The sequence below is a fragment of the Paenibacillus sp. IHB B 3415 genome (genome assembly GCF_000802655.2).
Lineage (GTDB): Bacteria > Bacillota > Bacilli > Paenibacillales > Paenibacillaceae > Paenibacillus_AQ > Paenibacillus_AQ phytohabitans.
The window spans coordinates 1-26,697 of record NZ_JUEI01000093.1 but is presented as its reverse complement, the minus strand read 5'-3'; the positions used below and the strand labels follow the sequence as shown (position 1 = coordinate 26,697).

Sequence of the window (26,697 nt, the reverse complement as noted above, 5' to 3'; positions counted from 1 at the left end):
AATCAGAGGGATAAATCCCACTAATGCTGCCCCAACCGGGCGAAATGCTGGAATCAGAGGGATAAATCCCACTAATGCTGTCCCAACCGGGCGAAAGGCTGAAATCAGAGGGATAAATCCCACTAATGCCGCCCCGAGTGGGCAGCAAGCGGGAAAGAGGTGCAGAAGTGCCCCTGAATCCGCCCCAAAGTGGGCGGCAAGCGGGAATGAGGGGCAGAAGTGCCCCTGAATCCGCCCCCAAGTGGGCGGCAAGCGGAAATGAGGGGCAGAAGAGGAAGTGCCCCTGAATCCGCCGAAAGGGGGCGGTCAGCGGGAAAGAGGTGCAAAAGTGCCCCTGAATCCGCCGAAAGCAGGCGGTCAGCGGCACGGAGGAGCTACAGCGCCCTCCGCCCCCGCTTACGCCCCCGCTCACGCCCCCGCAACCGGCAGCTTGATCGTAAACGCCGAGCCTTGTCCCGGCTCGCTGCGCACCTCAATGGTTCCCTTGCTTAAGCTGATGATGCGCGCGGCCAGCGGCAGGCCGAGGCCGTTGCCTCCGGCGGCGCGGGCGGGGTCGCCCTGGTAGAATTTCTCGAAGATATGCTTACGCACCTTCGGAGTCATGCCGATCCCGGTGTCGGAGATAATTACGGAGATCCAGGAGCTGTCCGCTTGAATGGAGACCGAAATTTCTCCGCCTTCCGGCGTGAATTTGATCGCATTGCCAAGCACATTGAGCCACACCTGCATCATCAGCTCTTCATTTCCATAATAGCGCTGCTCCTCCAGGTCGAGATTAAGATTAAGCTGCTTGGCAGACCAGAGGGACTCCAGCAGCAACAGCGCCTGGCGGAGCTGCTCATCCAGAGGGTATTCAGCCAGCTCGGTAAGCATTTCCTGATTTTCGAGCTTGGATATTTTGAGGATGTTGCCGGACAGATTGGACAGCTGCCGTGAGCTTTCGATGATCATTCCGGTGTATTCGTCATGCTCCTCTTTGCTCAGGTTCTCTTCCTGCAGGAGCATGGCGTACCCTTCGATAGCCGCAATAGGGGTCTTGAATTCGTGAGATACATTGACAACGAAATCATTCCGCAGGGTCTCGATGCTGCGCAGCTCCTGGACCATGAGATTGAAGTGATGTGCCACCTCACTGATCTCATTGACGCGGTGCGACTCATTCAAATAGATGTCGAAGTTGCCGCCTGCGATCTCCTTGGCCGCTTTGCTGAAGTCCGTAATCGGGGACAATATTTTGCGGCCTACCATAATGCTGATGGTGGTCCCGATGACCAGACTGAATAACACCATAGTCAGAATAGGCGGAAAGGGGTTCCCGTGCTCCCAGGTGTTATTTTCTACCCGGAAATACAGGAAGGCCAGCACAGCCATAATGAAGACAAACGACAGAATGATGATAAATACCATGGATACAAAATACCACCACAGGCCGCTGTTTTTGCCGCTCCTCATCCCCGTTTCACCGCCTTATAGCCAAGCCCCCTGACGGTGACGATTTCAAAATCAGCGCTATCCCTGAATCGCTCACGCAGGCGGTTAATATGAACCACCACCGTGTGCTCATCGGATTCGGAATCCATCCCCCATATTTCATCCATCAGCTGCTGCTTGGTGAAGATTTTATTCGGATAAGAGATCATTTTATAGAGGAGGTAGAATTCCTTCTGCGGAAGCAGGATACTCTCAGGCCCCTGAATTACAGTTAACGTATCATAATCCAGCACGGTTTCTCCCCATTCAATTTTGCGCTCGCTGATGATTTTGGCCCGGCGCAGCAGTGCCCCGACACGCAGGATCATCTCATTCACATTGATCGGCTTGACCATATAATCATCGATTCCAACGAGGAAGCCCTGCTGCTTATCGGCAAAATTCTCCCGCGCGGTCACCATAAGAATGGGAAGCTGCTGATTGTTGTCCCTAAGCGTCCGCGTCAGCTCGAAGCCATCCATCCGGGGCATCATAATATCGCAGATCATCAGATCAATATATTCCTTATCCAGCACGTCCAGCGCATCCTCGCCATTCACGGCCGGCAAGGCCTGGTATCCATTTCTGGTGAGCACGGTACAGAAGAGCTGGCGTAACTTGGCATCATCCTCAACTACAAGAATATTAAACATATGGTCTCCTCCTGGAACGGTTCCATGTTATTCAACGTATAGCTTGTTTATATATGGTTTTGGGTCCTCGCAAAGTACCCGAATAATCCCCGAAGCCAAAGCACCACTTTGTGGGGTTATTTTAGTATACCTCATCAAGATAAAGCCAGTCTCAACTGGGAGTTTAGGTTTAGTTTATATTGGGCGGCTATACTGGGGTACAGCAAGACTAGAAGATTTCAGAGAGACTAATGATTACAGGGATGGAAAGGGAGACTTAACAATGCTGCAATTAAAAAACATCACCAAGAGCTACAAGACCGGCGAATTTACACAGGTTGCACTGGATAAAGTGAATCTCAATTTCAGGGAAAGTGAATTCGTCGCGATTCTCGGCCAAAGCGGCTCGGGCAAGACCACGCTGCTGAATATCGTCGGCGGGCTCGATCAGTATGACAGCGGAGAGCTGATCATCAACGGCCAATCGACAGAGCGCTTCAAAGACAGCGAGTGGGATGCGTACCGCAATAATAGTGTCGGCTTTATTTTTCAAAGCTATAATCTGATCTCACATCTGAGCATCACAGACAACGTGGAGATGGGGATGACGCTCAGCGGGATAGCTTCAGCCGAGAAGCACCGCAAGGCGCTTGAAGTACTGGAGAAGGTTGGACTGAAGGATCATGTGCACAAAAAGCCGAATCAGCTGTCAGGCGGACAGATGCAGCGTGTAGCGATTGCCCGTGCGCTGGCGAACAATCCGGACATTATCCTTGCGGATGAGCCTACAGGTGCCTTGGATTCGGAGACCAGTGAGCAGATCATGGAGCTGATCAAGACCATTGCGGAGGATAAGCTGGTGATTATGGTCACCCATAATCCGGAGCTGGCAGAGAGCTATGCAGACCGCGTCATCCGCTTCTCGGACGGTCATGCGATCTCGGACAGCAATCCGCTGGCCACGCAGAAGACCTCAAGTGCTTATAAGCTGAAGCAAACGAGCATGAGCTTTTTCACAGCACTGAAATTATCCGGTAAAAATATCGCCACCAAGAAATGGCGTACGGGGTTGACCGCTTTTGCCTCAAGTATCGGAATTATTGGCATCGCGCTGATTCTGTCCTTGTCCAACGGCTTCGATAAACAGATCAGCTCATACGAAACCGGGGCCTTGTCCAACTTCCCGGTCTCGATCAACCAGACGGCGATTAATTTGCAGAATGCAGGCCCTCCGGGTCAAGAGTCAACGGAACTTACCTCATATCCGGCAGATAAAAAGCTCTATCCGTATGACCCGACCGTAAATTCAGCCATGCATACGAATGTACTGACCAAGGAGTATATCGAGTATCTGGATGGAATCGATCCTAAGCTGATTGACGGCGTTTCTTATACCCGCACCGTGAATATGAACTGGCTGGTTATGGATGGGGACAAGGCAACCACGCTGGATAAAAGCAATATCACTGTAGCCCCATATCCAAGCAAACAGGGCAGTGCCTCGGGAAGCTACCTGGAGCAATACTATGACCTGCTGGAAGGATCATTCCCTACAGAGAAGACCGATCTTGTGCTCATCGTGGATGAATACAACCGTCTGACTGATGCAGCAGTGGATGCTCTGGGGCTGGATTATGAAGCCGAGAGCATCAATCTGAGCGATCTTGTCGGAACTCAATTGAAGCTGGTAATGAACAATGATTATTATAAGAAAAATGGTGAGCAGTTTGTTGTCAATGGAACAGCTGCTAACCTGACCGGTCTCTACAACAGTCCTAATGCCGTGACGCTCAACATTGTTGGTGTTCTGCGCGGGCAGGAAGGTTCCAGAATTTCCACGCTGTCTCCCGGCATTGTCTATTCCGATGAGCTGGCCGCAACGTTCATTGCCGATGCACAGAAATCTGAGATTGTACTCGCACAGGAAGCCGCAGATATCAATGTGTTGACAGGGCAGGCCTTGTCAGAAGGGGTAGCCGGCATGGGTTCGAGTGGCGCAATGGGCGGTTCCCCCCTCATGAACGCTGGTATGGCAGCAGCAGGCAGTATGGCTTCCTTGACAAAAGACGATGCACTTGCCGCTCTGGGGGCAACTGAAATTCCAAGCGCAGTCTCGCTGTACCCGATTGATTTCAGTGCCAAAGAATCCGTTACAGCCTATCTGGACAAATGGAATGAAGGGAAGGCAACGGAGGATCAGGTGCAGTATACCGATCTGGCGGCTATTGTCACCAACATTTCCGGCGGGATTATGGACGGAATCACGATGGTGCTGATTGCTTTTGCAGCGATTTCCCTCGTGGTCTCACTGATTATGATTGCGATCATCACTTACATTTCCGTTATGGAACGGACGAAGGAGATCGGCGTACTGCGTGCGCTGGGGGCCCGCAAGAAGGATATTACACGGGTCTTCAATGCCGAGACCTTCATTATCGGGGCTTGCTCGGGGATTCTGGGGATCGGCATTACCTACCTGCTGACCATTCCGGTTAACGCGATTCTGTATAACCTGACCGAGCTGAAGAATGTGGCTCAGCTTAACCCGCTGCATGCGCTCATTCTAGGCGTCATCAGCGTCCTGCTGACCATTCTCGGCGGTGCGATTCCGGCCAAGATGGCAGCGAAGAAGGACCCGGTTGCTGCACTGCGCAGTGAATAACCAGGCTTAGTCCTGATCCATCTGAATGAAATGATGAAGAACCAAGGGAATCCGTTCCTTTGGTTCTTTGTGCGTTAATTGCCATTAATCACAGACAAGCAAGAAGTGTGTGGGATAAAATAACATAAATGAGAGTTATTCAAGTGCACAGGAGGGATCGAATGAAAACGAGAAATATCATCCAAATCATTGCGTGTTTTGTTGGACTGGCGGCTGTGATTACAATGCATGATATGTTCAAGAATCAGAATCTGAGGATAGTGTTGTCTTTAGCCATCGCTGTTGCCGCTGCCTACCTCATTTCAAGAAGCGCCATTCCGAAGCAGGTATCCGCCAGAACCATGACCGTGGTATTAGCGTCATTTTTTGTATTTACTTGTCTGTATCATATCCTACTCTCCGCAGCATTAGGGCAGAGTATATTCGCTAATTACTTTTGGGGTTTCTTATGCGTGATCTATTTGCTGGCCTGGCTGCGTGTCCGGCAAGACCAGAAGGGCTAACTGCCGGGCGCTGTTTAAACAGATCCAGGAAACGGGCTATTCCGCAGGCGGCAGCTGGGCGCGCGTGGACTTCTTTTTGTTAATCTCCTTGGACAGCTCTAAATGCTGCTGGGAGATTTTTTTGAGTTCTGCCTGTAATTTAGTGATCCGGCTCATTTTGCTGCTAAGTGCACTGGGGGAAGTGCTTAATTTGCAGTCTTTTTCGATCTGGTTAATTTTGAGCCGGGTTTTGTGGGTCTTCTTCTGTAGCTCTGCTATACCCGATTCCATCTCTGTGATTTCCTGGTTTAAGCGGTTAAGCATAGATTTCGTGAAGCTAATAGCCATTCGGGCACCTCTTACTCTTCTTCTATAATGTACAGTCAAGATATTATTGTACTACAAGCGTTTGGTTTATGCGAGGAGGCAGGCAGTAACGGTTGTGCCGACCATAAAAAAAGGGCTGTCTGGAGTACGGCGGAAAATACCGTTTCATGAACGTCCTTCATTCGCTCAAAACGGAAGCTGTTAAGCGTACGGAAATCCGGCTGCTGTGCCGCCATCAGGATAGGCCACGTCAAAGATAGCGTCGTCCAGCCAGTTGATGGCTGCATTCACGACACGAACGAGGTGGTTTGAAGGAATAGTCTTCTTCGAGATCCATTAGTAAGCAAAGTTGGTCCATGGACTATCGAATGTACAAAGAAACCTCTCCTTTAAAATGGGGTCAGTCCCCACTTCCATTTTACCAAGAGAGAGGTTTCTTTTTTATGTTTTTTGAAGAATGTATTCGTATCCCGCTTAAACAGCGGAGAGGACGGAACGACCCGCGGAAAAGCGACAGCGGTCGCCTTTGTCCCCGGATTTTCACCGCTAAGGAGAATAAATAAAATCTGGGGACAACAGCGATTGGAACAACGGTCCGTTCACGCAGCGTCCACCCGAGTGCTCACGTTGATGCTACGTAAAAAAAAGGGGGGAGCGATTGGAACAACGGTCCGTTCACGCAGCGTCCACCCGAGTGCTCACGTTGATGCTACGTAAAAAAAAGGGGCTATCCCAAGCAGCCATTTCATGGCTTTTGGGATAGCCCCTTTTGCATAACCTAGACTTCCTTGGCAACAACCGTCTTCAGCTTCATTTCGGGTTCTTTCTCCGAGGCATGGCCTACCTTCTTGATGAAGAAGGAGAGCAGCAGGCCGATGATGCCGATCCCCACGATGACCAGATACGCATCATTGATACCCTGGATGGAAGCTGCTGTAATCAAATGTTCCTTGGTGTCTTGTACACCACTGACCATCATATCCTTCATGTGGGTAGTGGTACGGCTGGTCATTACGGTAACCAGCAGGGAAGTACCCACGGCACCAGCCACTTGTCTTACAGTATTCGAGATGGCTGTACCATGCGAATTAAGCTTGGATGGCAGCTGGTTCAGCCCGAGGGTCTGAATCGGCATGAGCAGCAGCGCCATCCCGATCCGCCGTCCGGTGGACATGAGCATCAGATAGGCATAGCTTGTCGAGTCTGTCAGATTCACGAAGCTCAGGGTAGCGAGGATCGTGATCAGCAGGCCGATAATGGCCAGCCACTTCGCACCGAAGCGGTCAAACAGCTTGCCGGTAACCGGCATGAGCAGGCCCATAATGACTGCACCGGGAAGCAGCAGCAGGCCGGATTCCATCGCTGTGAAGCCGCGTGCGTTCTGCAGGTAGAGCGGCAGCAGCATCATATCTGCATACATCACAATCGTAACCATGACACTGATGACAGTGGTCAGGGAGAACATATTATACTTGAAGGCCCGCAGATCCAGCAGCGGGCTATCCGAAGCCAGCTGTCTCCATACGAACAAGCCGAGGGAAATAACACCAGCAGCCAGCGACAACAGTACCTCTGCGCTTGACCAGCCTGCGCTGGCCGCCCGGCTGAAGCCGTACAGCAAGGTTCCGAATCCGATGGTGGATAAGGCCACACTGGTTAAGTCGACTTTTGGATAAGAACGCTCTGCAACATTTTTCAGATAAATAAATCCGCATACGATGACGATGACTGTGAGTGGAAGCATGCCGTAGAACATGGTCTCCCAGGAGTAGTGTTCCATAATATATCCGGCCAGAGTTGGGCCGATCGCCGGGGCGAAGATGATGGCCAGCCCGACCATACCCATGGCGGCGCCTCTTTTCTCACGCGGGAACAGGGTTAAGATGACATTGGTCAGCAGCGGCATAATAATACCGGCACCGGCTGCCTGAATCATACGTCCGGTAAGCAGAATCGGGAAGCTTGTCGCCATAGCTGAAACGACCGTTCCTGCGAAGAAGATAAACATAGATGCCTGGAACAGCTCACGTGTAGTGAAACGCTGCATCAGATAAGCTGTGATTGGAATCAGCACACCGTTAACCAGCATATAGCCGGTGGTCAGCCACTGGGCCGTTGCAGCTGTGATGTTGAAGTCATGCATTAACTCCGGTGTGGCAACGCTCATTATCGTCTGATTCAGTGTGGCCAGAAAGGCGCCGAGAATCATTACGAAAAGAATAGGTCCCTTTTTGATGGAACTGTCTTTAATGTCTGTCTTGTTACTCACTATTCTCCATCCTTTCAAATCGCCGAATCATGGACTAAATTTACAGTGTGTTGTATAGTTTACAATGTATAAAGTAGATTATAGATGAAATTTTCATGTAATCAAGCAACGATTTCTGAAAAACTGTATATTAGTTTACGATTAAGTTATAACTGTAGTTTATATAGGTGATAAACGACATTTTATTGAAAAGTGTAGTCTGCGATTTGAACGTTGAAGAATGGAGTGATTAAAATGACGAAAACTCCCCCGCACACGGACCCGCGTGTCCTGCGTACACGCCAACTGCTGAGAGAGGCTGTAATTGATCTGATGGAAGAAATGAGCATTGAGAAAATTACGGTCAACCGCATCGCGGAACGGGCCAAAATTAACCGGGTAACCTTCTATCTGCATTACCGGGATATCCCCGATATGATGGAGAAGATGGCGGATGATATGGCTGAGGACGTGCTTCAAGTGGTAAGCGGTTATATGGGGAATGCTGAAGCGGCTGAAGGAGAGCAATGGCCGATGCTGGAGCGCCTGCTGACGCATATTGCGGAGAACGCGAAATTTTATAAAATTGTGCTAACGTCGCGGAAGAGTACGATATTCACCGATCGCCTGTTCAAGCTGATGGCGGATATCATTTCTACCCGGGTGGAGAGAAGATTGGCTACCCGCAACGCTTCTGAAGTAACGGTTCAGAAGGACATTGCCGTATGGTACGGCTCTGCAGCCCTCATCGGTACGATTATCGCCTGGCTCCGGGAGGATATGCCGTATTCGCCGCAGTATCTGGCCAAACAGATCACTTCGCTGCGTTCGAGTTAAGGAAGATCAATCGGTCCAAGAACTGCCAATTCATCCCGCATATAAATAGTAGATATTACTGTGCATCGCGAATCTATTGATATGAGGTGGTTGCAGGTGAAGAGGCAGGCACGTCCAAAGCGGAAACGGGTAATTCCGGCAGGGCAGCAAGCTGTACCCCGGGTAAAGCCCAGAGTAACTCAAACCGTCGAATTTGCGGTGTTTGGCGACAGCCATGTGGGATACGGAAACAGCTTGAGTATTTTTAAAGGTCTTTTGCCCAAAGCAGTGGGCAGCGGCAATAAACGCTTTTTCATCTTTGGCGGAGATAATGCACAGGCAGGAGCGGATCATGGGAATAATGCGAACGCGTATTACAAAGACTTCAAGGATACAGTAACAAGCACGCTCGGAAGCATCCCGTATAAGGCCTCTATGGGAAATTGGGAGGCAAGCACCCGGTCCCTATTTACGCAATACTTGGGGGCGGTTAGCGGACAGATGAATTTCCCGGGAACACAGGGTAAGGTGAAATATGTATGGCTTGATTGTGCTCTGGGACAATTCACTCCGGCAAGTATCACCCTGCTGCGCAATCTGGATGACCGCTATTTCTATATTATTGATTTCCACTGGCCGCTAAGAGTGCAGGGAATTACAGTTGAATCCAGCCATGTGCTCAGCGCTGCGGAGACATCCAGGTTCTTCTCGGCAATTCCGGTAAAAGCTAGAGACAAGGTCCTGGCCATCTTCACACATCATGGACATAAATTCTACCGGAAGCTTAGCAATATTAATCCGGGATATCCACGGACGAAATTCTTCGTATGCGGCTGCTCGGGAGACTATAAATGCAAGCCGGATGGAAACATGGGTTACTATAATGCCAAATTAACCAGCAGCGGCTCCGGATATAAAGTCGACGCGTATATTGCACACTGAGTCTATTCAGGCTCCAGGTTATATTTAGAAGCGGGTAGATGAGCTATTCATCTGGTTCAGCGGTGATCAGATCAGGGATGAAGAGATTCATATGCTGCTGCACATGCTTATCCAGATGCTTGACCGGGAGCTGGGGCAGCTGTCGGACAGCCTGCGGCGGATTTTTGGCGGGCCGAGTCTACAGGGGTATTACAGTGAGATCGAGGCGCAGGCCACGCTGGAGCAGGTTCATACGGTAATGCTGAAGTGGCTGGTTGAAATTTACCGGATCTATGTCTCGGTCAATGAATCGAAGAGCTACCGGGCGATGATCAGCGAGATGAAGGTATATATAGAAGAGAACTTTGATAATCCCGATCTTTCGCTCAAGCATCTAAGCGACCGGTTCCAGATCTCCGGCAAGTATGCCAGCCATTTGTTCAAAGAGGAATTCGATATGAAATTCGTCGATTTCCTGACCCAGCTGCGGATGCAGCGCGCGGAATATCTGCTCGCGACAACCAGCGATAATCTGCAGGATATCGCCCTGAAGCTGGGCTATACCAGTTCGATTACGTTCGGCCGGGTCTTCAAGCGGGTCGTTGGGGTTACACCGGGCGACTACCGCAAGCACCGGATGAAGCCGGGAGCGGAGGATTAAGACAACGCATAAGGGTGCCCGGTGCATCGCACTTAAGACTATAACCAGCCGAGTACCAATCCATAGGTGATGGGAGAAGTCGTGCGCCTTATATAATTAGCTTATAATGAGGGCCTCTCAAGTTGACGACTGGAGAATTGTTGTATAAATTGCAACTCTAGCCCGTAGATTCCGGAGTATTTGGGCAGATTGTTGTACGAAATACAAGAATTGTTTCATTAATCAGCTTGGATGGGGAGAATTGCTGCCTTTTGTACAACAATTCCCGCTTACGGCCGAATTGACGGGCAGAATGTTGTATTCTGTGCAGGAATTCAGAGCGGCTTATTACTTTAGTCGGCAGTCACGGGGTCTCCGGCACATCCGGAGGGTTAAGTCGGTGATTCTTGCGGACAGTCACTTGAAGTCCAGGGATTCGCTGCTCTGAAGAGCAAAGTCTGTTGTCATTTACCGTGAAACTTCTCTGTGCCAGGCTTGACAGCCCTTTCATCGTTTGGGTATGGTAGTCTGGTCAGAATAGAAGGAGGTATAGCCTGATGTCAGGATTGCTTGGGAATCACTTCATTACGCAGATTGGAATTCTGGTGAACGATATCGAGAAGGTAAGCGCGGCGTATGCGGACTTCTTTGGCATCGAGAAACCGGAGATCGGCATTACAGATACGGCAGATATTGCTCAGACTAACTATAATGGCGGGGCGACGGAGGCTCGGGCGAAGCTCGCTTTTTTCGATATGGGCTCCCTGCAGCTGGAACTGATTGAACCGGACCATCAGCCGAGCACATGGCGCGACTATCTGAATGAGCACGGGGAAGGGCTTCACCACATTGCTTTTGCAGCGGAGGGAATGAAGGAGAAGATTATGCTGCTCGAAGGCAAAGGCTTCCCGCTTCAACAGAAGGGGGAGTACACCGGAGGACGTTATGCTTATATGGATACGTTCAAAGAGTTGAAGGTGATCCTGGAGCTGCTGGAGAACGATAAATAAGTAAGAGTGTCATAGAGGAGGAACGATCATATGAATATACTGATTACCGGGGCGGGACGGGGACTGGGGTTGGATCTGGTTACGATAGCGCTGGAACGCGGACATTCAGTCATTGCCGGTGTGCGTGACTTAAGCCGGGGGCAAGACGCATTGTCCGGGCTTAGCGCAGATTATGGAGACAAGCTGACGGTGGCTGCGCTCGATGTTACGGACGAAGAGGGGATCGCGGCGCTTGCTGCCAGCCTGAAGGAAGAGGGGCGGACGCTGGGCTCCATTGTTAATAATGCAGCCGTGCTGAATGCCTCGGACACTCCGCTTGAAGAGCTGGATATTGCCGAAATGCAGCTTGCGCTGGATATTAATCTGTATGGGCCGATGCGGGTGGTCAAGCACTTCCTGCCGCTGCTAACAGAGCCGGAGGCTTCGATCATCAACATCTCGTCCGAGGCAGGCAGCATTACGAATGCTTACCCGGGCAGCTACCCGTACACCATCTCCAAAACCGCACTCAATATGTTCTCGCAAAAGCTGCATGTTACCCTGAAAGAGCGTGGTGTACATGTACTGAGCGTGCATCCAGGCTGGATGCCCACCGATATGGGCGGAGCGAAAGCGCCAACGAGCCCGCGCACCAGTGCCGAAGGTATTATTAGTCTGCTTGAGCAGCGCACCGCGCCGGAGGGGCACTTCATGTTCGTGGATTACACGGGTAAGGATATGGAGATTTAGACTTCTATATATTGAAAAAGAGATCAGCGGATCGTTCATCGCCGGTCTCTTTTTTGCGTGCTGCCGTAATTATAGGTCATATCATCTGGTCCGAGCGCTGGAGCTCCGTTTGTTCGAGAATAACTGCTGCTCATCCCTGCTGATCCAAGCAGGACTTCTTCCAGCTCCCCAAGTTCAATGGGCTTTAGCAGAGAATCGATGCCGCCCTGGCAGAAGGCCTTCAAGACAAATTCATGGCTGCTGGTGACGATGATTCTGCCGTTTGTATGCTGATCATACCACCGGTCCAGCGGCATGGCTTCGCTCAGCAGCAGCAGCCTGGCATCTGTAATAATGAGTTCAGGTCTATGCTTCTGAATAAGCCGCAGGGCAGAAGGCTCGCAGCCAGATTCCAGAATATCCGCCGCTTCGGTGAAGAGCTGCTCCAGCATGTGCTTCAGGCTATCACGTACATGAGGGTTATCGTCAATGAGTAGTATTTGCATAGGAATGCCTCCTGTCAGGATGCCATTTGATGGGTAATCTTCTCTTCCGGGGAACGCTGCGGCCATAGCAGCAGTCCCAGTGAACCTACAATAAGGATCAGGCACAGCCAGTAAGAATGCCGGTAGCCGACCCACTGTGCGGCTGCTCCGCCTGCCAGGCTCCCGGTCAGTCTGCCGATCGTTGTAGCATTGGTATACAGCGTTGATGCGTAGCCCGGGAGGTCCGGCAGCAGGTCCTGGATATAGCTGATTCCAATCGCTGAGATTACGGCTACGAAGAAAGCCAGCAGCACCTGTCCGGCAATGAGCTGCCATAGCTCTCCAGCTCCAAGCACTAGCAGGTAATAGACTGCACCGAGCACGATTCCCCAGCCCATCAGCAGCTTGTTAGAATATTTGGCGGATAACAAGCCAAGCATGAACATGAACGGAATTTCCAGCAAAGCGCAAATACTCGCAACCGAAGCCACATTCTGCGTATTGCCTCCAAGCGTATTGATGATGAAGAGTGAAATGTTCAGGTTATTGGCCCAGTGTCCGGCATAGAGCAGGGTCAGGACGAGAAAAGGCACCAGCACCCGGGTATTCCGGTGCAGCCGTACCGGCTTGTGTACACTTTTGCTGGCCTGTCTGACGGCTGCGGCTGCGGATGAACGTACGAAACTAAACACAAGCAGCGCATTGATTAAGAAAATTATGGTGGTAGACAGGAACACACCCTGATATCCGAAATGGCCCAGCAGAACGGCTCCTGCCAGCGGACCGCTGATGAATCCGAGCGAGAACATAGAGCGCAGGGTAGAATTGGCAAAGGCATGGTCAGCGGACGCGCTGGCGTTCACAGCTTCCCTGCTACTAGCGAATAATTGCGGCATCGCCGGGGCGCCGGCTGCGGTGAACACAGTCATATAGATCAGCAGCGGGTAGAAGTCATGGATAAATATATATCCGGCAAAAGCAATGGCATTAAACGTCATGCAGATGACCATAAGCTTGCGGCGGTTCAGGCCGGCATCCGAGCGTTTGGCAATCAGCATACTTAGAGCGACACCGCTGATGAGCGTGACGGCAGTGAAGATTCCGAAGGTTCCGGCGGATACGCCAAGCTCTTCCGTGAAGTAGACAGCCAGGAACGGGGCGCTGATTGAGATGGCCATTCCCTGCAGCAGCATGCAGAGCATGAATATCGGATAGGTTGGAATCAGAAGCAGGGCATAGGTCCTTTTTAACATGGAGGCAGTGGAGTTCCTTTCGGCATAAGCTTGCAGACTTATCTTTGATTTGGTTATAGTATAGTTAATTATTTGAGAATATTGAATGTTTTATCTGATCATAAAAATATACTATTTGGCTGGGATGGTGACGATTGTGGACGTGAGACTGCATGCCTGCGCGTATTCTTTTCATACGCTGCCCTTCAAAACCTCCTTCACTCCCCCGCCGTTTTTCCTCTTCCGGCTGCAGGTGGTGGGCAGCTGCAAGGCGCTGGTCAACGGGAGAATGACAAGAATTCAACCCGGGGATTTGCTCATCTACCAGCCCGGAGAGCCTTATCATCTGGTGGTGGAGGAAATGGACGGGAGGATCGAGAGCGGCGATTATTATCTGCTCTGTGAAGGCTCGTGGATTCAGCAGTGGTGGGAGTCCCGGCCCCGTCTGCTGCATCAGCGGATCCATCTGGATGCCGGTATGCTGTCTCTCTGGCAGCAGCTAAGCATGGAGCAGCACCGGATTGTCCAGGACAGCCCCGAGCTGATCCGCCATCTGCTCTGCGCGCTCTGCCTGTCGCTTGACCGCTTGTCGGTGGAAGGCGCCAATGTTGAGGATGCGCCAAAGCGGTCCAATGAAATGGTGATGAGAATGCACCGCTACATTAACGAGCATGCGCTCAGTCCGCTGCGGGTAGAGGATGTTGCGGATCATGCCGGGCTCAGCGTGTCGCGTGCGGTGCATCTTTTCAAAGAGCTGTCAGGGTATACCATTATTCAATACACGCAGGAAATCCGGCTGTCGAACGCCCTGGAGCGTATCCGCTATACCGACTTCAGTCTGGAGAATATTGCGAATGCCTGCGGCTTCGCGACCTATTCCTATTTCCACAAAGTATTCAAGGCCAGGTACGGCATCTCCCCCAAAGAGATCCGCAAGCGGCCGCTGGAGAACAAGCCGGAAGGGGATTATGTAATTACGAGCGGAGACCTTAAATTTACTGGATTGTCAGCTGATGCGCTGAAGTTTCATTATCCGCACGGAGATCCCCCGCAGCCCGGCAACTCCTGATTTCAGCTAATGATTCTCTAATTATGAACTGATTTTTATGTCAATTGTTCAGGTGTTGCTGTAAGCGCTAATCTTTTATGATGAGGAAGGATAGAACAACCGGGCTGTGCGGAGGACTGTGAACGCCTGGCTTTGGTTGAGATGAAACCGTTATCATAAAGATTAAAGGAGCGATTATTAATGGAAACAGCTACATATCCGTTTAGACAAATTGAAGTACAGCTGAATGAACGTGTTCAGGATCTGCTCTCCCGGCTGACGCTGGAGGAGAAGGTAAGTCTGATGCCGCAATATCAGGCGGCCATTGACCGTCTTGGTGTAGGCGGTTACAAGCATGGTACGGAAGGGGCGCACGGGATTTCGTGGCTGGGCAAAGCTACCTCATTCCCGCAGCCAAGCGGACTGGCCTGCACCTGGAACCCGGAGCTGCTGCAGCGGATCGGTTCAGCGATCGGCGATGAGGCCCGGGCGTTCTACCGGAAGAATCCAACCGTTAACGGCCTGACCTTATGGGCACCAACCGTGGATATGGAGCGGGACCCGCGCTGGGGCAGAACAGAGGAAGCCTACGGGGAAGATCCTGAGCTGACGGGACAGCTGAGCACCGCACTTGTCAAAGGCATCCAGGGCGATCATCCGGTGTATTTGAAAGCGGTAGCAACCCTTAAGCACTTCCTCGGCAACAACAATGAAATCGACCGCGGTGTGGCTTCATCCAGCATTGATCCGCGGAACATGCGTGAATATTATCTGGAAGCCTTCAAGCCGGCCTTCAAGGAAGGCGGAGCACAATCCATGATGACCGCCTACAACTCCGTGAATGGCGTGCCGGTTATCCTGCACCCGGCCGTGATGGAGATTGTGAAGGGCGAATGGGAAATGGACGGATTCATTGTAAGCGATGCCGGGGATCTGTTCGGGATTGTGAAGGACCATAAGTATTACGATTCATTCGCCCAGTCAATGGCGGAGTCGATCAAGAACGGGATTGACAGTGTAACCGAAGAGACGGAGGAGACCATTAAAGTCATTCATGAGGCGCTCCGTGAAGGCCTGTTGACCGAGGAAGATCTGGACCGCGCGCTCACGAATACCTTCCGCATCCGATTCCGGCTGGGTGAGTTCGATCCGGAGGAAGGTAATCCTTATGCGGCAATTGATGATTCCGTCATTCTCAGTAAAGCGCATAGCGACTTGTCTCTTGAAGCGGCCAAGGAATCTATTGTCCTGCTGAAGAATGACAATGCAGCCCTCCCGCTGAGTGCATCTGCGCTGTCCAAGGTAGCCGTCATCGGCCCGCTGGGGGACGAAGCCTTCAGAGACTGGTATTCGGGCACGCTGCCTTATGCGGTGACACCTCTGCAGGGAGTGACAAAAAAGCTGGCAGGCAAGCAGGTCTCCTTCGAGAGCGGCAGTGACCGGATTCTCTTAACCTCAGCGGCCAGCGGCCGGACGGTGGGCATTACCGGCGAAGATGGACGATTGGCTGTGCTGCATGACAAGCCGGAGCGCGGAGAATTGTTCCGCCATACGGCTTGGGGCTGGACCGCTAATACCCTGGAGGCCACAAGCCGGGGACAATATGTCACCCTGACGGATGCCGGCACACTGACAGCTTCCGCTGATGAAATCTACGGCTGGTATGTGAAGGAATCGCTGAATCTGGTGCCGGAAGCAGAGGGTGCAGTATCCCTGCGGACCTGGAATAATAAGCCGCTGTTTATTAGCGCCGAGGACGGAACCATCCGCGCTGCTGAAGAAGAGACGTCTGCCGCAGCAGCTCTATTCCACAAGAAAGTTGTAGTGAACGGCGTAGAAGCAGCGGTAGAAGCGGCAAAAGCTGCCGAGGTCGCAGTTGTATTCGTGGGCAACCACCCGCTGCTGAACGGGAAGGAAGAGATCGACCGGCCGGATATCGTGCTGCCCGTAGAACAGGAGAACCTGGTTAAGGCGGTCTATGCCGCCAATCCGAATACGGTAGTTGTGATTGTCGGCAGCTATCCGATCTCCTCCACCTGGATCGATGAGCATATCCCGGCAGTGTTGTATACCTCTCACAGCGGGCAAGAGCTCGGCAATGCGGTGGCAGATGTCCTGTTCGGCGATTACAGCCCGTCCGGCAGACTGAATATGACCTGGTACCGCTCCGTGGATCAGCTTCCGGAATTCATGGACTACGACATCATCAAAGGCAAAAGAACCTACATGTACTTCGACGGGGAGCCGCTGTATCCGTTCGGCCATGGTCTGGGCTATGCGCAGGTGGCTTACAACAAGCTGGCGCTGGCAGCAGAAGAAGTGCAGGAGGACGGCACAATCAGCCTGACGGTAGAGCTGGAGAACAGCGGAAGCGTAGACGGCGCTGAAGTGGTTCAGGTGTATGTGCAGTCCTTGTCGACCCGGATCAGACGCCCGCTTAAGCAGCTGAAGGGTTTTGACAAAATCCATCTGGCCGCAGGACAATCGCAGACCGTAGCCTTTACTCTGCCGGTGTCTGATCTCGCTTTCTGGGATGTAAGCCGTGAGCAATACTGTGTAGAAGACGGAGAATACAACATTCTTGTGGGCCGTTCCTCCGGTGATATCAAGCTGTCGGCCAAGATTAGAGTACACGGCGACACGGTACCGGCGCGTAACCTGTACACAGCCGTCAAAGCCGAGAACTACGATGATTATGAAGCGGTATTCCTGGATGAATGCAAGGCAGGCGGGGCTTCGGTACATCCGGTGAAGGATGGGGCCTGGATTGCCTTCAATAATGTACAGTTTGCCAAAGGCGCAGCTGGCGTCGAAGTGCTTGTGTCCTCCGTGAAGGGCGGCAGCATTGAAGTCAGAACCGGCAGTCCGTCAGGCAAGCTGGCAGCAACGCTGGGAGTCCCGTCAGGTGAAGCCCAGAAATGGCACAGCCAGTCCGCAATTGCGGGCGTGGATGCCGGAACCGCCGATGTGTACCTGGTATTCACTGGTGAGGTATTGCTCAGCCGCTTTCAATTTACTTTGTAAAAGGTGGAGCTTAGCAGCAACCCTTGCTGGGCTTAAAGTAGAGTAGCCGGTCTTGCAGCACATTTCCCGAAACGTTAAGAAACCGCGTGACATCAAGGAATTTCAGCCCTTGGCCTTTATGGTCAGGGGCTTTGATTTTATCCTGAGAGTCACTGGATGGAGGGAGCTCTCCTGAATGCTTGATACTACAAGCATCTTCAAGCACTAGGAATGGCTGAATGCTATTCCTATGCATTTTGTACATCGCCTGTTCCCAAAGTCGATGTAGCACGAATCTTCACCGTCTATGACCACTTTTTGAGTATCTGCGGATGCTGGTTTTATTGTTTTTTGGAAAATGTACAGATTGAAAATTAGCTGGTAACGCCAACCTGCGAGTGAAGCGGACTGAGAAGACGCTATATCTCCCCAATACTATTTAATTAGGACAATTCGGACTGAGAATCACTTATATTATTCAATTGAGCCCGAAATAAGGGGTGTGCGGTCGTATAAAGGATTCTGAGTCCAATTGACTGGTGAATCCGCTCGATCTGTCCAAATAGCGGATTTTCAGTCCTCCTCGCTCGTACTCCTCGCCCGCCCTCCGGGCGATTTTGTGCTGCTCGAGTCTGTCAATACAGCCTGAAACGGACATCCTCCGGTCGCACCAGACATCTCGTATAATTTACAATTTCCGCTTGCCTGCTCAGGGCGCTCGTCAAGTTTTAATTGTAATTTGTACAACTAAAGTGAGCTGTTATTGCGCCGGGTGAGGTTTAATTGCACTCTGTACACTTATACAACAATCCTATGCCTAAAAAGGACACTTTTCCCTTTTTTAGTTGTACAGAATACAGTTATCCCTGCTCAGGCGGTTATTCGCCGGTTTTTAGCTGTACGAAATACAACTATCCGTTATGCATTCCGCACTGCCAGCTCAAGTACACATTGCTGCCCAATGGCCTGTCACTCATGCCCGGTACATTTTTAAGTCCCCCAATTTAGATACATATATTAGGAGATAAGTCACTGCCTTTGCGGAACGTATGTTCTATTATGGAGTGGTTGGATTAACTTTTCGGGAGGATGATAGTTATGATGGACAAGATTAAGTTTCTGATAGAGGCCAAGAAAGCAACTTATGCAGGTAAAGGTCCGGAGTTAATCCCGTCCCGGCCGGCGTCTCATGATCTGGAATTTGTGCGCGGGAACTTGAAATACATAGATACCTACCTTGGTTCAGAGAAGTTTGCCGGAGAGGAAGCCTTGTGGGAGGATGACCAGCCGCTGTGGGCGATGAATTACACCGGGCGTGTGACCGCGGAAGGCTTCAGCGGTGACTTCCTGAAAGCCGCCCTGTTCCTGGTGCCTGAGGATAAGCCCTTCCGCGGGCCGGAGCATTACACGGATGGCCGTCTCATCTACAAATGCTCAGTAGACGGGGACTTCTCCTGGTTCAGCGGGTTAGAGGTGATTTGGGCCGGAGATACAATGGTCTATGAATGTATGTTTCATGGCGGCCTAATTAAGGAGTAGCACGCGGAACGTCCTTTCCTGCCAAACGCCCGCCCGAACCGATGCTCAACACAAAAAGCCTCCCAAGCAGCCCATTCATGGCCTATAGGAGACTCTGTTGTTCAGTCAATCGCCGCCACCGCCGCCGCCGGAATCCCCGCCACCGCCGGAATCGCCACCGCCATGCCCTCCATGACCGCCGCTGTCCCAGCCGCCGTGGCCGCCGTGATGGCTGCCGCTATCCCAGTTGCTGCCGCCATGGCTGTGGTTATGATGCCCGTGATGATGGCTGGCTCCGCTGTGCCCGTCATTGTGACGGTGATCATCGCTGCGGCTGTCTCCGGCAGAGTTATTCGGATCAGCTCCTGTGAAGAAATAACTGTCTGCGGAGTTATCTCTGTTCCCGTACTGCCTCTTCCTGCGTTCAAGGCCATTACCGTAATTAATTGCCTGCACCACGATAATTGCAACCACTCCAATAATAATAATGGTTCCCATGCTGAATCGCTCCTTTGTAAGAAAGTATAAAAGCGTCCTTAACCGGATCATACCATAATTTTGCAAATCTATGCTGTGATTGTACGGCAAGGCAGAGAGCAGGCGCGGAATAATCAGAAGCTTATTTCAGCTGTCTGCTTAGGTGAAGCGGGAGAACCGCTCTGAATCCTGCTTGTATTGTCCGGGAGTGAGGCCCGTGTATTTCTTGAATACCTTGGTGAAATAGCTCTGGTCGTTGAAATGCAGACGGGAGGCAATATCCGACAACGTAATGCCGGGCAGCTCCATCAGCCGTTTGGCTTCTTCGATCCGCTCCTGCTGGATATAATCGCTGATGGCGGTTCCGGTCTCTTTTTTGAACAGCTGGGACAGATAACTGGCGTTAAGTCCGGTGAATTCGGCCAGCCTGCTGAGCGGAATCTCTTCATATAAATGATTGTAAATATAATTCTGGCACAGCGCGGAGATGCGGGAGAGCTTCGAACTGCGGCTGCCCAGCACCTGGTCGGCGAAGTCACAGAGAGCGGCAAGCTGGGCGCGGTCCACGGCCGGAATATCGTGAAGCTCTTCAATATGCTGGATGTGAAAGTCGCTGAGGGTATAGGCAATCTCCCAGAACAGCCCACCTTCAATCGCTGCGCGTGTCGCCAGTGTAATGGAGGAGACGGCCAGATTTTTTTTGCTGCGCAGCTGGCTTTTCTTCGACAACCGTCCGTAGCTCTCTTCCGAAAAAGAAGCCTGGGTCCGCAGCAGCCCTGCCTTGTCCCCGTTCCTGATATGGCGGAACATCTCCCGCTCCAGCATCGGATCATGGTGCAGCCAGGTGTTCTCGCGGCGGTAGGACAGGTCCAGATCTGGGCTGTCATCCGGCTGCGGGACAGACTGCTCCGCCTTGCCCGCAGCCAGCAGCAGCTCCGTAATAGACAATGCCTCACCGGTGGCGAGGGTGTAGAGCAGCAGTGCAGCGTGATACCAGCGCATCCGGCTGAGCACAGGCAAGCTGCGGTAATACTGCAGCCAGCCTTCCTGCTGCCCCGGAGGAATGCTGTAATCGCGCATCAGGCTGGCCGCGTTATCTCCGGTGACCGGTGCGCTTAGCACCGGACCGATGACGATGGCCCCGCCGGTGCGTGCGGCTTCAGGCAGCAGGAGAATGATGAAATTCTCCAGGAAGCCGGTAGTATGCAGATACGGCGGAGCAGTAGTGTGGGCAGCCTTCCCGGCAGCTGTTGCCGCAGGACTGCTCCTGCGGGCAATATCCATGACCTCGTGAAGCAGGGAGTGAGCCCCCTGAACAGCCGGGCGGCATTCGAATGCCGGAGGCAGGGTCAGCAGTGAAGTGTCTGCGGCATCCAGCCACATGACCGGAACCCGGTAAGCCTCATATATCAGCTTGCAGATATATTCTTTTCCTTCGCGTTCTTCCATTTCTCCGGGCATAACTAACACTTCCTTTTCTTAATATAATCAAATTACCAAAAATCCAATTAAAATGCCATAAATGCCGGAATAAGTCGTTTAAAATAAAGAAAAGAAAACGCATTCTTAGGAGGGCTACACTATGGCAACGGCAACAGCAGCGGATATCCGGCAGCTTATATCACAAATGACACTTGAAGAGAAAGCCGGACTTTGCTCCGGACTGGATTTCTGGAATACCAAAGGCATTGAACGGCTGGGCATTCCTTCACTTATGGTAACGGACGGGCCTCATGGTCTCCGCAAGCAGCAGGGAAGTGCGGACCATCTGGGCCTGCATAACAGCGTACCGGCGACTTGTTTTCCGTCAGCAGCGGGTCTGGCTTCTTCCTGGGACCGTAAGCTGATTGCCCGGGTAGGCGAGGCATTGGGGGCGGAATGTCAGGTGGAGAATGTCGCTGTTCTGCTCGGGCCGGGCAATAATATCAAGCGTTCACCACTGAATGGCCGGAACTTTGAATATTTCTCGGAAGATCCTTATTTGGCTTCGGAGATGGCCGCGCATCATGTGAAGGGAGTGCAGAGCCAGGGTGTCGGCACTTCACTGAAGCATTTTGCCGCCAATAATCAGGAACACCGCCGGATGTCCGTGGATGCCGTTATTGATGAGCGGACCCTGCGCGAGATTTATCTGGCCAGCTTCGAAGGCACGGTGAAGCAGAGCCAGCCTTGGAGCGTTATGTGTTCCTATAACCAGGTGAACGGTGAGTATGCTTCAGAGAGCCACAAGCTGCTGACGCAAGTGCTTCGCGACGAGTGGGGCTTTGAAGGCTTTGTTGTGTCCGACTGGGGCGCGGTCAATGAGCGGGTGAAGGCGCTGCAAGCGGGTCTGGAGCTGGAAATGCCGTCAAGCGGAGGCATCGGCGACGCCAAGATCGTAGCTGCAGTGAACAACGGGGAGCTGTCCGTGGAGACTCTGGATCTTGCGGTAGAGCGGATGCTGGCCTTTATCTTCAAGAGTGCGGACAGCCGGGACGAAGAGGCAGTCTTCGATCAGGACAAACATCATGCACTGGCACGTGAGGTGGCCCGGGAGAGCATGGTGCTGCTGAAGAACGAGGACAGTGTTCTGCCGCTCGCCAAGAGCGGTACCCTGGCAATTATCGGCGAATTCGCCAAGACACCGCGCTATCAGGGCGGCGGCAGCTCGCATGTGAATCCGACGAAGCTGGATGATGCTTTCATCGAGATGCAGGCGGTTGCCGGTGATCGGGCTAGCTTCCTCTACGCACAGGGGTATGAGCTGGCCAGCGATGAGGTTAATGATGAGCTGCTGCAGGAAGCCCGCGATACAGCGGTGAAGGCGGACGCTGCCGTGCTGTTCCTTGGATTGCCTGACCGCTATGAGTCAGAAGGATATGACCGCAGCCATCTGTCGCTTCCGGCAAGCCATCTGGCGCTGATCAATGCTGTGGCTGAGGTTCAGAGTAACATTATCGTGGTACTCAGCAACGGCTCTCCTGTAGAAATGCCTTGGCTGCCGCAGACGAAGGCCGTGCTGGAAGGATATCTCGGGGGGCAGGCTTTTGGCGGCGCGGTGGCCGATCTGCTCTTTGGTGAAGTAAGCCCAAGCGGCAAACTCGCGGAGACGTTCCCGCAGAAGCTGAGCGACAATCCTTCATTCCTGAACTTCCCCGGGGAAGGCGATACTGTGGAGTATAAGGAAGGTTTGTTTGTAGGCTACCGCTATTATGATAAAAAAGAAATTGAGCCGCTGTTCCCGTTCGGGTTCGGACTCAGCTATACAGAATTCGAGTACAGTAATTTGTCGCTGGATCAGACCAGCATCAAGGATACGGACACCGTACAGGTTTCGGTGACCGTTAAGAACACCGGCAGAAGAGCAGGCAAAGAAACCGTGCAGCTCTATGTCAGCGATGTAGAGAGCAGTGTCATCCGTCCGCTGCAGGAGCTGAAGGGCTTCGACAAAATTGAACTGCAGCCGGGGGAAGAACGCGAGGTAACCTTTACATTGAACAAGCGCTCCTTTGCCTATTACAATGTGAAGCTGGCCGACTGGCATGTGGAGAGCGGATTGTTCAATATCGCCGTAGGCTCATCCTCACGGGATATCCGCCTCACCGCAGAGCTGGAGGTAGTATCGACGACGAAGCTGGCCGTAAGGTTCCACCGCAACTCTACGGTCGGAGATCTGCTGGCGAATCCGCTGACTGAGGGCAAAGCCAAGAATTACGGCAGTATCTTCGGGATGGAAGATGCGATGGGTGATAATCCTGAAATGTTCCTGGCCATGATGAAATACATGCCGCTGCGCGCGCTGATCGGCTTCGGCCAGGGCAAATATACCGAAGCCGATCTGGCTGAGGATTTGCGTGAATTGAACGCATTGGCCGGACAGGAATAAGAGCACTGGCAGGGTAAGAATTGATTCCGGACGTGAGGACAATGAAGAAGGCGGCGGGCTGTTAAGGTCCGCTGCCTCTTTATCAATTCCGCAGGAGAAACTCCAGGTTGCGCTGGAATACACCAGGGGCTTTCCAGCTCTGATACGCTTCAGGAACCGGGATGCCGGAAATATCAGACTGAGCCGGGTTGCGGTAATCAGCACTGATGGCCAATAAGTCAGTGATATATTGTCTCATACTGCCGGTTGCGCTGGAGTTGCTGACCGGACCATGGCCGGGAACGATCTGCTGCGCGTTCAGCTTATCCAGCGTCTCAAGTGCATGCAGCCAGCTATGCGGATTACCATCTGTGAATAGTGGGTGGTTATGTACCGCAATAACATCTCCGGCAAAGACGATGGAATCAGATGGTAAATAGAGGATTGTATCACATACCGTATGAGCCTGGCCGAGAGACAGCAGCTCTACGCTTCTTTTGGTCCCGTGAAGAGTGAGTTGATGCTCGAAGGTGAGAGCCGGGTAGGTGACAATCAGCGTTTCTATAGATTCGCGGATTTCCAGAAGGTAAGCTTGCTCGGCAGTTAGCCGCAGCCGTGCCGCTTCCTCAGGTTCAGCAGATATCCTGGCGGTGAGCCCGGCAAGATCGCTCTCCAGGTCCGGCAAAAGTGGTGTCATACGGGCCAGCCAACCGGGCTGGGTCTGCTGCATCAGCGTGCGCGTTGTGCCAGAGGCGATAATTATTTCTTCCGCGAAGCACTGGTTCCCCCGGACATGGTCTCCAGGCCAGTGGCTGTTGACAACATAGCGGATAGGCTGATCCAGCAGGCTCAGGGCGGCTTGACGAAGATCCCAGCCCGCCTGCGGAGTATTGAACGTGTCGAAGATTAGAGTGAATCCGCCTAAGTCAATAATACCTGCATTGCTCATGGCGCCGCCCTGTTCAGTAGCCTCTAGGGCATAGATGCCCTCAGTTAACGTAATAATGTTGAAATGTCTGGAATGGAACATAGCTTAACCTCTTTCCCTAAATAATAAAAAATAATTAAATCCTTACATTCCGGTAATTCCAGTTTATTTATACGTGTTCATACTGCGGCGTGTTTCATCCGGCAAGAATATAGGGGTTGCTTTTCACAGGGGAATTTGCTAACATACGTTGTAACTTAATAATGCTTTATTTGTTCTCTAGGGTTCCGCAGCTGTTGTGCGATGCTGGTCTGGTCCGAGGGAGAACGCACGGAGTGAACCATGGCCGTGTATACACGGAGGGATAAAAGCCCGGGAGGTATCGTCAGTATTGACGGTAACCTTCCGGGCTTATTTTATTTTCAGGAGGCAGAAGAGAAATGGGCAAAAATAACAGCAGCAAGGCATGGACAATGATTGCAGGTGCTGCCTGCTTTGAAGTGGTATGGGTAATCGGGCTGAAGCACGCTACAGCTCCCTGGGAATGGGCGATAACGATAGTGGCGATATTGGTCAGCTTCTACGCCCTCATATGGGCCAGCGGCAGGCTGCCGGTCGGTACAGTCTACGCTGTATTTGTCGGGCTCGGGACTGCGGGAACCGTTCTGGCCGGCGGAATCCTGTTTGGAGAGCCGCTGCGTCCGCTGAAGCTGATACTGATACTGGTGCTGCTGGCCGGAGTCGTCGGTCTGAAGCTGGCCACGCCTGCGGATAGGGCGGATAAGCAAACAAAGGAGCTGAATTAATATGGCATGGGTAATTTTGATTGCCGCCGGGGTATGTGAAATGTTCGGGGTGGCCATGATTGGTAAGCTGCATAAGAACCGCAACTGGCAGTCTGCAGGACTGCTTGTCCTGGGTTTTGGTGCAAGCTTCCTGCTGCTGTCACTGGCGATGGAGAGTCTGCCGATGGGGATAGCGTATGCGATCTGGACAGGGATTGGCGCGTCTGGAGCCGCGATTATGGGTATGGTGTTCTATGGTGAGGCCCGCGATCCGCGGCGTATTTTCTGCATCGTGCTGATTCTTGGAGCTGTAGCCGGGCTGAAGCTGATCGGCTGATTCCGCTGCCTCTGCTGAAAATTTATGATTTGGACACTTGCCGGATGTTTCGGGAAGGTTAATATGGTAAGTATAGTAAGTAGCAAGCCACACCATTCATCCTATAAGGAGACTTCCATTATTATGAGCAAACCTGTATCTGATACTATCCTTATGCCGGACGGAGCTGTGCTGCCCAGACTGGGCCAGGGAACCTGGACCATGGGCGAGCATGCAGCAAACCGGGCTGAAGAAATTGCTGCATTGCGCCACGGTGTTGAGCTGGGAATGAACCTGATTGATACCGCTGAAATGTATGGAGACGGCCGTTCCGAGGAGCTTGTCGGTGAAGCGGTGCAGGGAATCCGCGACAAGGTGTTCCTGGTCTCCAAGGTCTATCCGCATAATGCTGCAGGAGCCGCTCTAATCCGCAGCTGTGAAGCAAGCCTGAAGCGGCTGGGCACCGACCATCTGGATCTGTACCTGCTGCACTGGCGGGGGACTCTTCCGCTTGAGGAGACTGTAGAGGGAATGGAGGCACTGGTAGCTTCCGGCAAAATCGCCCGCTGGGGCGTATCCAATTTCGATACGCCTGATATGCAGGAGCTGCTGCGCATTCCCGGCGGCAATCACTGCGCAGTGAATCAGGTACTCTACCATCTCGGCTCCAGAGGCATCGAGCATGAGCTGCTGCCATGGCTGAGCGGACACAAAATTCCTGTAATGGCGTATTCTCCGCTGGCCCAGGCGGGAACCCTGAGAAAAGGATTGACGGAGAATGAGACCGTGCAGAGGATTGCCCGGAATCATGAAGCGACTCCGCTGCAGATTCTGCTTGCCTGGAGCATCCGTGAAGCAGCGGTGATGGCGATCCCCAAGGCGGGCACCCGCCAGCATGTGGAAGAGAATGCGGCCGCCGGCAAGCTTGTGCTTACGTCTGATGAGCTTTGGCAGCTGGACGATGCCTTTCCGCAGCCATCGTGGAAGGTTCCGCTGGATATGATTTGAGAACTGCACTAAGCATAATATGCATGATAAGCATGACAAGCATGACAAGACAAGGCTGTCCTCTTAAAGGGGGCAGCTTTTTTGTTTTGGCTTTAGCCAGTTGAGTGCGTGAAACGCGCGAAACAAAAAACCACCCG

General features: G+C 52.3%; 23 protein-coding genes and 1 riboswitch. Of the genes, 14 read left to right on the top strand and 9 right to left on the bottom strand.

Going from position 1 to position 26,697, the window contains the following annotated elements; genetic code table 11:
• Positions 1 to 408: 408 nt before the first annotated feature.
• Positions 409 to 1,452 carry a HAMP domain-containing sensor histidine kinase gene (locus tag QW71_RS30650; protein WP_039308507.1) on the bottom strand — a complete coding sequence of 348 codons (1,044 nt, stop codon included), beginning with the start codon at positions 1,450 to 1,452 and terminating at the stop codon, positions 409 to 411.
• Positions 1,449 to 2,123 carry a response regulator transcription factor gene (locus QW71_RS30645; protein ID WP_039308504.1) on the bottom strand — a complete coding sequence of 225 codons (675 nt, stop codon included), beginning with the start codon at positions 2,121 to 2,123 and terminating at the stop codon, positions 1,449 to 1,451. The genes QW71_RS30650 and QW71_RS30645 overlap by 4 nt, the downstream gene beginning before the upstream one ends.
• Before the next feature lie 262 nt (positions 2,124 to 2,385).
• On the opposite strand from QW71_RS30645, the gene QW71_RS30640 reads away from it, so the two are divergent.
• Positions 2,386 to 4,764, top strand: coding sequence for an ABC transporter ATP-binding protein/permease (locus QW71_RS30640; protein WP_039308501.1), 2,379 nt, complete (start codon positions 2,386 to 2,388; stop codon positions 4,762 to 4,764).
• A 161-nt stretch (positions 4,765 to 4,925) separates the two neighbouring features.
• Positions 4,926 to 5,267, top strand: a complete 342-nt coding sequence (locus QW71_RS30635) for a hypothetical protein (protein ID WP_039308499.1) — start codon at positions 4,926 to 4,928, stop codon at positions 5,265 to 5,267.
• A 36-nt stretch (positions 5,268 to 5,303) separates the two neighbouring features.
• Here QW71_RS30635 and QW71_RS30630 read toward each other — a convergent pair whose 3' ends face one another.
• Positions 5,304 to 5,594 (bottom strand): hypothetical protein, encoded by a 291-nt coding sequence (locus QW71_RS30630; protein WP_039308497.1) that lies wholly within the window; start codon positions 5,592 to 5,594, stop codon positions 5,304 to 5,306.
• A 757-nt stretch (positions 5,595 to 6,351) separates the two neighbouring features.
• Positions 6,352 to 7,842 carry a DHA2 family efflux MFS transporter permease subunit gene (locus QW71_RS30625; RefSeq protein ID WP_039308495.1) on the bottom strand — a complete coding sequence of 497 codons (1,491 nt, stop codon included), beginning with the start codon at positions 7,840 to 7,842 and terminating at the stop codon, positions 6,352 to 6,354.
• A 234-nt stretch (positions 7,843 to 8,076) separates the two neighbouring features.
• Here QW71_RS30625 and QW71_RS30620 point away from each other — a divergent pair, with 234 nt between their 5' ends.
• The 5 genes from QW71_RS30620 (at position 8,077) to QW71_RS30600 (ending at position 11,937) form a co-directional block, all read left to right on the top strand.
• Complete coding sequence (locus tag QW71_RS30620) at positions 8,077 to 8,658, top strand: TetR/AcrR family transcriptional regulator (protein WP_039308492.1); 582 nt, start codon at positions 8,077 to 8,079, stop codon at positions 8,656 to 8,658.
• A 96-nt stretch (positions 8,659 to 8,754) separates the two neighbouring features.
• Positions 8,755 to 9,579, top strand: a complete 825-nt coding sequence (locus tag QW71_RS30615) for a metallophosphoesterase (RefSeq protein WP_039308490.1) — start codon at positions 8,755 to 8,757, stop codon at positions 9,577 to 9,579.
• 91 nt (positions 9,580 to 9,670) lie between these two features.
• Entirely contained in the window at positions 9,671 to 10,219 is a 549-nt protein-coding gene (locus QW71_RS30610) for a helix-turn-helix transcriptional regulator (RefSeq protein ID WP_039308487.1), read from the top strand.
• A gap of 533 nt (positions 10,220 to 10,752) precedes the next feature.
• Complete coding sequence (locus tag QW71_RS30605; RefSeq protein WP_039308485.1) at positions 10,753 to 11,208, top strand: VOC family protein; 456 nt, start codon at positions 10,753 to 10,755, stop codon at positions 11,206 to 11,208.
• 30 nt (positions 11,209 to 11,238) lie between these two features.
• The gene (locus QW71_RS30600) at positions 11,239 to 11,937 is read left to right on the top strand and encodes an SDR family oxidoreductase (protein WP_039308482.1); all 699 of its coding nucleotides are present in this window, start codon (positions 11,239 to 11,241) and stop codon (positions 11,935 to 11,937) included.
• Positions 11,938 to 11,972: 35 nt separating this feature from the next.
• Here the strand turns inward: QW71_RS30600 and QW71_RS30595 are convergent, their stop codons facing one another.
• Together QW71_RS30595 and QW71_RS30590 are read right to left on the bottom strand one after the other, a co-directional pair.
• A complete protein-coding gene (locus QW71_RS30595; protein WP_039308478.1) occupies positions 11,973 to 12,422 on the bottom strand; it encodes a response regulator transcription factor in 450 nt (149 codons plus the stop codon).
• Between the two features lie 14 nt (positions 12,423 to 12,436).
• Positions 12,437 to 13,654, bottom strand: coding sequence for a sugar efflux transporter (locus tag QW71_RS30590; RefSeq protein WP_039308474.1), 1,218 nt, complete (start codon positions 13,652 to 13,654; stop codon positions 12,437 to 12,439).
• A gap of 136 nt (positions 13,655 to 13,790) precedes the next feature.
• Here QW71_RS30590 and QW71_RS30585 point away from each other — a divergent pair, with 136 nt between their 5' ends.
• The 3 genes from QW71_RS30585 to QW71_RS30570 all read left to right on the top strand — a co-directional run bounded on the left by QW71_RS30585 (position 13,791) and on the right by QW71_RS30570 (position 19,223).
• Positions 13,791 to 14,702: an AraC family transcriptional regulator gene (locus tag QW71_RS30585; protein WP_235441601.1), complete on the top strand. Its 912-nt coding sequence runs from the start codon at positions 13,791 to 13,793 to the stop codon at positions 14,700 to 14,702.
• 180 nt (positions 14,703 to 14,882) lie between these two features.
• The gene (locus QW71_RS30580) at positions 14,883 to 17,705 is read left to right on the top strand and encodes a glycoside hydrolase family 3 protein (protein ID WP_039308471.1); all 2,823 of its coding nucleotides are present in this window, start codon (positions 14,883 to 14,885) and stop codon (positions 17,703 to 17,705) included.
• A gap of 1,077 nt (positions 17,706 to 18,782) precedes the next feature.
• Positions 18,783 to 19,223 carry a DUF5680 domain-containing protein gene (locus QW71_RS30570; protein ID WP_200905995.1) on the top strand — a complete coding sequence of 147 codons (441 nt, stop codon included), beginning with the start codon at positions 18,783 to 18,785 and terminating at the stop codon, positions 19,221 to 19,223.
• Between the two features lie 105 nt (positions 19,224 to 19,328).
• Here QW71_RS30570 and QW71_RS30565 read toward each other — a convergent pair whose 3' ends face one another.
• Both QW71_RS30565 and QW71_RS30560 read right to left on the bottom strand, forming a co-directional pair.
• Entirely contained in the window at positions 19,329 to 19,700 is a 372-nt protein-coding gene (locus QW71_RS30565; RefSeq protein WP_039308465.1) for a hypothetical protein, read from the bottom strand.
• 138 nt (positions 19,701 to 19,838) lie between these two features.
• On the bottom strand, positions 19,839 to 21,140 hold the full coding sequence (locus QW71_RS30560; RefSeq protein WP_039308463.1) for a helix-turn-helix domain-containing protein: 1,302 nt from the start codon (positions 21,138 to 21,140) through the stop codon (positions 19,839 to 19,841).
• Positions 21,141 to 21,261: 121 nt separating this feature from the next.
• On the opposite strand from QW71_RS30560, the gene QW71_RS30555 reads away from it, so the two are divergent.
• Complete coding sequence (locus QW71_RS30555) at positions 21,262 to 23,544, top strand: glycoside hydrolase family 3 C-terminal domain-containing protein (protein ID WP_039308460.1); 2,283 nt, start codon at positions 21,262 to 21,264, stop codon at positions 23,542 to 23,544.
• Between the two features lie 82 nt (positions 23,545 to 23,626).
• Here the strand turns inward: QW71_RS30555 and QW71_RS30550 are convergent, their stop codons facing one another.
• Positions 23,627 to 24,553, bottom strand: a complete 927-nt coding sequence (locus tag QW71_RS30550; RefSeq protein ID WP_039308455.1) for an MBL fold metallo-hydrolase — start codon at positions 24,551 to 24,553, stop codon at positions 23,627 to 23,629.
• A gap of 166 nt (positions 24,554 to 24,719) precedes the next feature.
• A riboswitch (guanidine-I (ykkC/yxkD leader) is annotated at positions 24,720 to 24,832 on the top strand.
• A gap of 59 nt (positions 24,833 to 24,891) precedes the next feature.
• Here QW71_RS30550 and QW71_RS30545 point away from each other — a divergent pair.
• The 3 genes from QW71_RS30545 (at position 24,892) to QW71_RS30535 (ending at position 26,560) form a co-directional block, all read left to right on the top strand.
• The gene (locus QW71_RS30545) at positions 24,892 to 25,257 is read left to right on the top strand and encodes a multidrug efflux SMR transporter (RefSeq protein ID WP_039308452.1); all 366 of its coding nucleotides are present in this window, start codon (positions 24,892 to 24,894) and stop codon (positions 25,255 to 25,257) included.
• A gap of 1 nt (position 25,258) precedes the next feature.
• On the top strand, positions 25,259 to 25,573 hold the full coding sequence (locus tag QW71_RS30540) for a multidrug efflux SMR transporter (protein WP_039308448.1): 315 nt from the start codon (positions 25,259 to 25,261) through the stop codon (positions 25,571 to 25,573).
• 123 nt (positions 25,574 to 25,696) lie between these two features.
• The gene (locus tag QW71_RS30535) at positions 25,697 to 26,560 is read left to right on the top strand and encodes an aldo/keto reductase (RefSeq protein ID WP_047014068.1); all 864 of its coding nucleotides are present in this window, start codon (positions 25,697 to 25,699) and stop codon (positions 26,558 to 26,560) included.
• Positions 26,561 to 26,697 lie beyond the last annotated feature (137 nt).